Raw genomic sequence first — 7,733 nt, 5'->3', positions numbered from 1 at the left:
GCTTCACCGGCGGCGGCATCGTCTACTTCGTGCCGCAGCCGGCCGAGCTGACCGACCGGCACGTGCTCATCGTCGGTGGCGGCGACTCGGCGTTCGACTGGGCCGCCACGCTCGCGCCGCTGGCCCGGTCGGTGACGCTCGTGCACCGGCGGGACCGCTTCCGGGCGCACGCCGCCACCATCGAGCGGGTCCGCGCGCTGCCGGTGCGGATCGTCGTCAACGCCGAGGTGAGCCGCCTGTACGGCGAGGAGACGGTCACCGGCGCCGAGCTGACCGTACGCGGCGGCGAGGCGGAGACGCTGCCGGTCGACACGGTGGTGGCCGCGCTCGGCTTCACCGCCGACCTCGGCCCGCTCGCCGAGTGGGGGCTGAACATCGACCGGCGGCACATCGTGGTGGACAGCGCGATGGCCACCAACCTGCCCCGGGTGTTCGCCGCCGGCGACATCACCGAATATCCGGGCAAGGTCCGCCTGATCGCCACCGGCTTCGGCGAGGCGGCCACGGCTGTGAACAACGCGGCTGTCGTCATCGACCCGACCGCGCACCTGTTCCCCGGTCACTCCTCCGACGGCACCTGACGCCGCATCCTCACCGTTCCGTGGCCGGAGCGCGACTGTCCGCGCCCACGATGGACGGATGCGCCCCTCCGAGTCGACAGCACCCGACGGTGCCCGGATTTCGCTCGCCTGGCTGGGTCATCCGGGAACCGTGCTCTCGTTGATCGTGCTGGTGCTCAACGACCATGTGTTCAAGGCGGCCTTTCCGGGCCTGGTGACCGGCAAGCTGAGCGACGTCGCCGGGCTGGTGCTCGCGCCGCCGCTGGTGGCGGTGCTGGTGACGCTGGCCGTGCCCGGGCTCCGGCCCCGGGCCGTCGCCGGTTTCGCGCTGGGTTCGGTCGGTGCCGGTTTCGCGCTGGTCAAGAGCAGTGGGTACGCCGCGACGGCCGCCTCCGGCCTGTGGAGCGTGGTGAGCGGGCCGTCGCTGATCCGGGCCGACCGGACCGACCTGCTCACCCTGCCGGCGCTCGCGGTGGCCGCGTGGACGTGGAAGGCGGCACGCCGGGACCCGGTGGGGCGCCGGGCCGGCCGGCTGGTCCGGCTGGTCGTGCTGCTGCCGGCGGCGCTCGTCGCGGTGGCGGCCACGAGCCCGATCGAGCGCCCCGACGCGGTCGCCACCAAGGTGGTCGACGGTCGGCTGGCCGCCGGCGCCGCCACCGGCCCGATGTCGGCGGAGGAGGGCATCCCCACCTGGTGGCGGATCAGCGACGACGCCGGCGTCACGTGGCGCGACCCGGTGGACGCCGAGCAGGAGGCCCTGTGGAAGCGCGTGCCGACCAGGATCGGACCGGACCACCCGGTGTGCGTTGCCGCCACGCCCCAGCGTTGCTACCGGGTGGCGTCGGGCCGGATCCGCGTGGAGGAGAGCGACGACGCCGGACGGACCTGGCGACTGTCCTGGGAGATCCCCGAGAAGCAGCGGGAGTTGTTGAAGGCCCGCTACGAGGAGGCCGGGCCGGACGGGAAACGGATCACCGGTCAGGACCTCGCCGTACTCGACGTCCCCGGTGGCGGACACGTGGTGCTGGTGGCGAACGCCCGGGACGGTTTCGCGTTGCGTGACGTCGCCGGCAGGTGGCAGCGGATCGGTTTCCCGGGTGGCCGGTGGGAAGGGGAGCCGCCGCCGTTGGGCATGATCTCGCCGGGGGACCGGTACGACGACACGGTCCGTGCGCTGCTGCTGGTGCCGGCGTTGGTCGTGCTGGTGCTTCTGGTCGCCCGGACACGGGCCGCCCGGGCGTCCGGTCACGGCTCGTCGCTGCCTGTCCTCCAGGGCGCGCTCCATGTCCTGATCGGGATGCTGCTGTTCGCGGTCTGGACGAGCGAGAACACCACGCCGGTCAGACTGGCTCCGCTGGTCGTCGTGCCGCTGTTGCTGGGCGACGCGGTGCTCACCCTCGTCTCGCGCGATCTGCGGGCGGCGCCCGGCCGGTGGGTCGCCGAGGTGCTGGCCGCCGCGGGCCTCACCGCGGCGCTGGCCGGGGCGGCGATGGTGGGATGGCTGCACGGCCGACCGGTGTACGCCGGGACAGCCGTCGTGCTCGCCGTGCTCGGCACGGTGCCAGGGCTGCTGCTCGGCTGGCGGGCGGCCCGGCTGATCGGGCCGTGGCGACCGCCGTACGAGCCGCCGTACCCGCCAGCGGTCCCGGTGGACCGCTCGCGGCCCGGCTGACCCGGCGTCAGGGCAGGCCGATGAGGTCTGCCATCAGGCCGATCTGGTGGTCGAAGTACTCGTCGCGGTGCGGCAGCGCCCGGTTGATCCGGCCGAACAGCTCGAAGCTGATCAGCCCGAACAGCTGGGTCCAGCCGGCCATGCCGCGGGCCAGCAGCGCGGGCGGTACGTCCATGCCGATCTGCTCGACCAGTTCGGTCACGTCGCCGCGCAGCGGCTCGGGCAGTTCCTGGTCGGGCGGGGCGAGCCGGCCGGTGGCCAGCCCGTCGCGCAGGATGCCGATCAGCGTCAGCGGTGGACGCTGGGCCGGCACGATGGTCTCGTCGGGGGCCGCGTACCCGGGCACCGGGCTGCCATAGAGCAGCGCGTACTCGGCGGGGTGGGCCAGCGCCCAGGCGCGGGCGGCCCGGCAGGCGGCGAGCCAGCGTCCGCGCAGGTCGGCCTGGTCGGCGGCGGCGTCGGCCGCCTCCACCGCGTCGCCGAGCGCGTCGTACGCCTCCAGGATCAGCGCGGTGAGCAGGTCGTCTCGGCTGGGGAAGTAGCGGTAGATCGCCGAGGAGACCATGCCGAGGTCCCGGGCGACCGCGCGCAGCGAGAGGTTCGCGCCGTCGGTGTCCAGGTGGCGGCGGGCCACCGTCTTGATCTCTTCGATCATCCCGGCGCGGACCCGGGCGCGCAGTGAGGGAGCGACCATGCCCTCACTCTGCCACGGATGAGAGCAGCAATCAAAAGAGAGAGCACTGCTCTTGACGTCGACCTGCGCTTGAGTCATGCTCTGTTTCGAGAGCGGTGCTCTCGCTTCGGACAACTGCTTCAGAAAAGGTGGATCTGTCATGGCCCTGCATGTGATCGTCGGCGCCGGCCCCGTCGGCACCGCCACCGCCGACCTGCTCGCCGAGCGCGGCGAGCAGGTACGGGTGGTCACCCGGCGCGGCACCGGCCCGGAACACCCGGCGGTCGAACTGGTGGCCGCCGACGCCGCCGACGCGGACCGGCTCACCGAGCTGACCAAGGGCGCGGCCGCGCTCTACAACTGCGCCAACCCGGCCTACCACAGGTGGGCGACGGACTGGCCGCCGCTGGCCGCCGCCCTGCTCACCGCCGCGGAGCGCAGCGACGCCGTGCTCGCCACGGTCGGCAACCTCTACGGGTACGGCCCGGTCGACGCCCCGATGACCGAGGCGACCCCGCTCGCCGCCACCGGCGTCAAGGGCCGGGTCCGCAACCGGATGTGGGCCGACGCGCTGGACGCCCACCGCGCCGGGCGGGCCCGGGTCACCGAGGTACGCGGCTCCGACTACATCGGGCTCGGCGGCAACTCCCTGCCCATGATGGTGCTGCCCAAGGTGCTCGCCGGGCAGCGGGTGTTCCTGCCTGTCGACTGGGACGCCCCGCACACCTGGACGTACGTGCCGGACGTCGCCCGTACCCTCGTCACCGCCGCGACCGACCCGCGCGCCTGGGGACGGGCCTGGCATGTGCCGAGCCCGCCGCCGGTGCCCATGCGGCACCTGGCCGAGCGGGCGGCGCAGCGGGCGGGCGTCGCGGCGCCACGGCTGGCCCGGATGCCCTACCCGGTGCTCTGGCTGGGTGGCCTGGCCGACCCGTTCGCCCGCGAGATGCGGGAGACCGCGCACCAGTTCGCCGCGCCGTTCGTGATGGACTCCAGCGCCGCCACCACCACGTTCGGGATCGAGGCGACGCCGCTGGACCGCGTCGTCGACGAGATGGTCTCCGGCCTGCGCGCCCCGGCCCCCGCCGCCCGTTAGGGGCGGGGGCGGGACGCCGCCGGGCTCACTCCTGCTCGGCCAGCGGGCGGCCGTCGAAGTCGACGGCCGAGTAGAGGGCGAGCTTCTCCAGGCGGTGGTACGAGTCGATCACCCGGATCGTGCCGCTCTTGGAGCGCATCACGATCGACTGGGTGTACGCGCCACCGGAGCGGTAACGCACGCCGCGCAGCAGGTCGCCGGAGGTGACGCCGGTGGCCACGAAGAAGCAGTTGTCGCCGGTGACCAGGTCGTCGGTGAACAGCACCCGGTCCAGGTCGTGCCCGGCGTCCAGCGCCTTGCGGCGTTCCTCGGCGTCCTTCGGCCAGAGCTTGGCCTGCATCATGCCGCCCATGCACTTCAGCGCGCACGCGGCGGTGATGCCCTCCGGGGTGCCGCCGATGCCCATCAGCACGTCCACGTCCGACTCGCCGCGGGCCGCCGCGATGGCCCCGGCGATGTCGCCGTCGGAGATGAACCGGATCCCGGCCCCGGTACGCCGGATCTGCTTGACCAGGTCGTCGTGGCGCGACCGGTCCAGCACGCACACGGTCACCTCGGCGGCGTCGGTGCCCTTGACCTTCGCGATCCGGTGGATGTTCTCGGCCACCCCGGCGTTGATGTCGACCACGTCGGCGTACATCGGGCCGACGGCGAGCTTCTCCATGTAGAAGACGGCGCTCGGGTCGAACATCGCGCCGCGCTCGGCCACCGCGAGCACGGCGAGCGCGTTCGGCATGCCCTTGCTCATCAGCGTGGTGCCGTCGATCGGGTCGACCGCCACGTCCACCTCGGGGCCGGTCCCGTCGCCGACCTCCTCGCCGTTGAACAGCATCGGCGCGTTGTCCTTCTCGCCCTCGCCGATCACCACGACGCCGCGCATCGGGATGGAGTTGATCAGCTTGCGCATGGCGTCGACCGCTGCGCCGTCGCCGCCCTCCTTGTCGCCCCGGCCGACCCAGCGGCCGGCGGCCATCGCCGCGGCCTCGGTCACCCGTACCAGATCGAGGGCGAGGTTGCGGTCGAGATCCTGGGGCGTCCGCGTCCTGGTGGTTGTCATGGCGGCCTCCTCGCGACGTTGCGGGGTGGGACCGGCGGTCGTCGCCGCCGGTTTTGTCGCTGATCCTCACACGATCTCAGGTTCGCGGTCCCGGCGGGGCGGAGGAGGCCAGGATCACGCCTCCCGGCGGGCTGCGACAATGGCCGGGTGGAAGCCGCACAGCCTGCCGACCGCGCACCGACCGACGCCACCCCGCCGGACGGCCAGCCACCGGTCCGACCGGGTGGCGGCCCGACCCCGCCCGAGGGCCAGCCCGCACTCGTCGCGGAGCAGGGCGAACCGGCCGCCGCGGGCGACACGCCCGCGCCGCCCGCCGGCAAGGAGAAGGCCCGCTCCGAGCGGTCGCCGAAGGACATGGCGCTGTCCCTGCTGATCCTGCTGGTCCCGATCGCGCTGCTGCTCGCCTTCTACCGCGGCTTCCTCGGCGGCGACTCGCCGGTCACCGTCGACCCGGCGCCCGCGCTGGAACAGGCCCGCTCCGCGAACGTCTTCCCGGTCAGCGCGCCGACCGGTCTGGGCGACGACTGGCGTACGGTGAACGCCCGCTTCCGGACCGAGGCCGACGGCTCGACGCTGCGGATCGGGTACGTGACCCCGGAGGGCCGCGGCGCGCAGCTCGTGGAGAGCAACGTCCCGGCGGAGAAGCTCCTCCCGGCCGAGCTGAGTGAGGGCCGGCCGCAGGGGGCGGCCGACCTGCCCGACGGGCTGAGCTGGCAGCGCTACACCGCCCGCGGCAACGAGCAGGCGCTCGTCCTGCTGGAGCCGAACCGCACCGTGATCGTGGTCGGCGACGCCGGGGAGACGGAGCTGCGCAAGCTCGCCACGTCACTGCGCTGACGTCCTCCCTCCGGGTGAGGCGGGATTGCGGATCCCCGCTTCCGGGAACAGAAGGGACATCGAGCCCGGACGACCCACCTGGAGAGGTTGACGTGAAGATACGACGCTTCAGCGCCACCGCGTTCGCCGCGGCGCTGCTCATTCCCGGCCTGGCGGCCTGCAACGGCGACGCGACGACCTCCGGCGCCTCCTCGACCCCGAGCGCCTCCGGCAGCGTCGCACCGAGCGCCACGGCGTCCAGCAGCGCGGCCAAGCAGGCCCTGCTCGACTCCACGAACGCGATCCGTGAAGGGAACTTCAAGTTCACCATGACCGGCGCGGGCTCCACCGCCGAAGGGCAGGTGCACGAGCCGAGCCAGAGCGCCGACATGCGGATGACCATCGGCGACCCGTCGTCGGACCTGATGATGAAGCTGGACCTGATCCACGCCAAGCCGGACAGCTGGGTCAAGCTCGAGCTGGGCGGCACGGCGGCGACCCAGATCCCCGGCGTGAAGAACCTCAACACCGGCAAGTACCACCACCTCGACCAGAACCGGATCAAGGGCAACCGGGCGCTGGGCTTCGACTTCGAGAAGCTCGACCCGGCCGGCAGCGCCGTGCTCACCCAGGGCATCACCGAGGTACGGCAGACCGGCGAGGGCACGTACGAGGGCACCGTCGACGTGTCCAAGGCCGCCGAGGCGGGCTCGCTCGACCCGGCCGTGATCACCGCGCTCGGCGCGCAGGCCCAGTCCGTGCCGTTCACCGCCAAGGTCGACACGCAGGGCCGGCTCAGTGAGATGGTGCTCAAGATCCCGGCGGCCGGGCAGAACGCCGCACAGGACCTGAAGATCACCTACACCGACTACGGCAACGCGGCGGCGGCCCAGAAGCCCCCGGCCGACCAGGTCGTCGAGGCGCCCGCCGAGCTGTACAACCTGTTCAACTGACCTCCGCGGTGGGGTTCGGCGATCACGCCGGACCCCACCGTCAGTCCTCGGCGCGCTGCCGCGCGGCGTCGATACGGGCGCGCGCGCCGTCCAGCCAGCGCTGGCACACCCCGGCGAGCTGCTCGCCGCGCTCCCAGAGGGCCAGCGACTCCTCCAGCGAGGTGCCGCCGGCCTCCAGCTTCTCCACCACCGAGGCCAGCTCGGCGCGGGCCTGCTCGTAGCTGAGCTGCTCGTCCTTCGTCCCGGTCATCGTCTCTCTTTCCTCAGCCGTCGACGGTGGCGGTCAGCTCGCCCTCGGCGAGGCGTACCCGCAGTGGATCGCCCTTGGCGACCTCGGACGCCGCGCGGACGACGTGGCCGTCGGCGCGCTGCACGATCGCGTAGCCGCGCTCCAGCGTCGCGGCCGGGGACAGCGCGCGCAGCCGGGCCAGCGTGTGCCGCAGGTCGTCGGTGGCCCCCCGCAGCCGGTGCTCCAGGGACCGGCCGGCGCGGTCACGCAGCGCCGACACGTCCACCGCCCGCTGCTCGACCATCACCTGCGGCCGGGCCAGCACCGGACGGGAGCGCAGCAGGTCGATCCGGTGCTGCTCCCGGTCGACCAGGTGACGAACGGCCCGTTCCAGCCGGGACCGGGCCTGCCCGATCAGCCGGACCTCCTCGGTCAGGTCCGGCACGATGCGCTTGGCCGCGTCGGTCGGGGTGGAGGCGCGCACGTCGGCCACGTAGTCCAGCAGCGGCGCGTCGGTCTCGTGGCCGATCGCGCTGACCACCGGCGTGCGGCAGGCGAAGACCGCCCGACACAGCGTCTCGTCGGAGAAGGGCAGCAGATCCTCGATGCCGCCACCGCCCCGGGCGATGACGATCACGTCGACCGCCGGATCGGCGTCGAGCTCCGTCAGCGCGCCG

At 73.3% G+C, this 7,733-nt stretch carries 9 protein-coding genes; 5 read left to right on the top strand and 4 right to left on the bottom strand.

The genetic code is table 11. The annotated features are described in order from the left end of the window. Both KBX39_RS16920 and KBX39_RS16915 read left to right on the top strand, forming a co-directional pair. The coding region (locus tag KBX39_RS16920; RefSeq protein ID WP_210871457.1) for an NAD(P)/FAD-dependent oxidoreductase at positions 1-581 on the top strand (581 nt) is incomplete at its 5' end. Between the two features lie 58 nt (positions 582-639). Next, on the top strand, positions 640-2,232 hold the full coding sequence (locus tag KBX39_RS16915; RefSeq protein WP_210871455.1) for a hypothetical protein: 1,593 nt from the start codon (positions 640-642) through the stop codon (positions 2,230-2,232). Positions 2,233-2,239: 7 nt separating this feature from the next. Here the strand turns inward: KBX39_RS16915 and KBX39_RS16910 are convergent, their stop codons facing one another. After that, positions 2,240-2,926 carry a TetR/AcrR family transcriptional regulator gene (locus KBX39_RS16910; RefSeq protein WP_043326618.1) on the bottom strand — a complete coding sequence of 229 codons (687 nt, stop codon included), beginning with the start codon at positions 2,924-2,926 and terminating at the stop codon, positions 2,240-2,242. A gap of 139 nt (positions 2,927-3,065) precedes the next feature. On the opposite strand from KBX39_RS16910, the gene KBX39_RS16905 reads away from it, so the two are divergent. Then, positions 3,066-4,001, top strand: coding sequence for an NAD-dependent epimerase/dehydratase family protein (locus KBX39_RS16905; protein WP_210871454.1), 936 nt, complete (start codon positions 3,066-3,068; stop codon positions 3,999-4,001). 25 nt (positions 4,002-4,026) lie between these two features. Here the strand turns inward: KBX39_RS16905 and glpX are convergent, their stop codons facing one another. After that, positions 4,027-5,058: a class II fructose-bisphosphatase gene (gene glpX / locus KBX39_RS16900; protein ID WP_043326614.1), complete on the bottom strand. Its 1,032-nt coding sequence runs from the start codon at positions 5,056-5,058 to the stop codon at positions 4,027-4,029. 147 nt (positions 5,059-5,205) lie between these two features. Here glpX and KBX39_RS16895 point away from each other — a divergent pair, with 147 nt between their 5' ends. Together KBX39_RS16895 and KBX39_RS16890 are read left to right on the top strand one after the other, a co-directional pair. Then, on the top strand, positions 5,206-5,895 hold the full coding sequence (locus KBX39_RS16895; protein WP_210871452.1) for a DUF4245 domain-containing protein: 690 nt from the start codon (positions 5,206-5,208) through the stop codon (positions 5,893-5,895). A 92-nt stretch (positions 5,896-5,987) separates the two neighbouring features. Beyond that, on the top strand, positions 5,988-6,827 hold the full coding sequence (locus tag KBX39_RS16890; RefSeq protein ID WP_064447664.1) for a hypothetical protein: 840 nt from the start codon (positions 5,988-5,990) through the stop codon (positions 6,825-6,827). A 40-nt stretch (positions 6,828-6,867) separates the two neighbouring features. On the opposite strand, the gene KBX39_RS16885 is transcribed toward KBX39_RS16890, so the two are convergent. Then, complete coding sequence (locus KBX39_RS16885) at positions 6,868-7,077, bottom strand: exodeoxyribonuclease VII small subunit (protein ID WP_064447665.1); 210 nt, start codon at positions 7,075-7,077, stop codon at positions 6,868-6,870. Between the two features lie 13 nt (positions 7,078-7,090). Continuing rightward, on the bottom strand, positions 7,091-7,733 hold a 643-nt coding region (gene xseA / locus KBX39_RS16880; protein ID WP_210871450.1), incomplete at its 5' end, for an exodeoxyribonuclease VII large subunit.

Origin of the sequence: Micromonospora sp. D75 (genome assembly GCF_018070405.1) — a bacterium.
Taxonomy (GTDB): Bacteria; Actinomycetota; Actinomycetes; order Mycobacteriales; family Micromonosporaceae; genus Micromonospora; species Micromonospora chalcea.
This window is presented reverse-complemented; position numbering and strand designations above follow the sequence as displayed.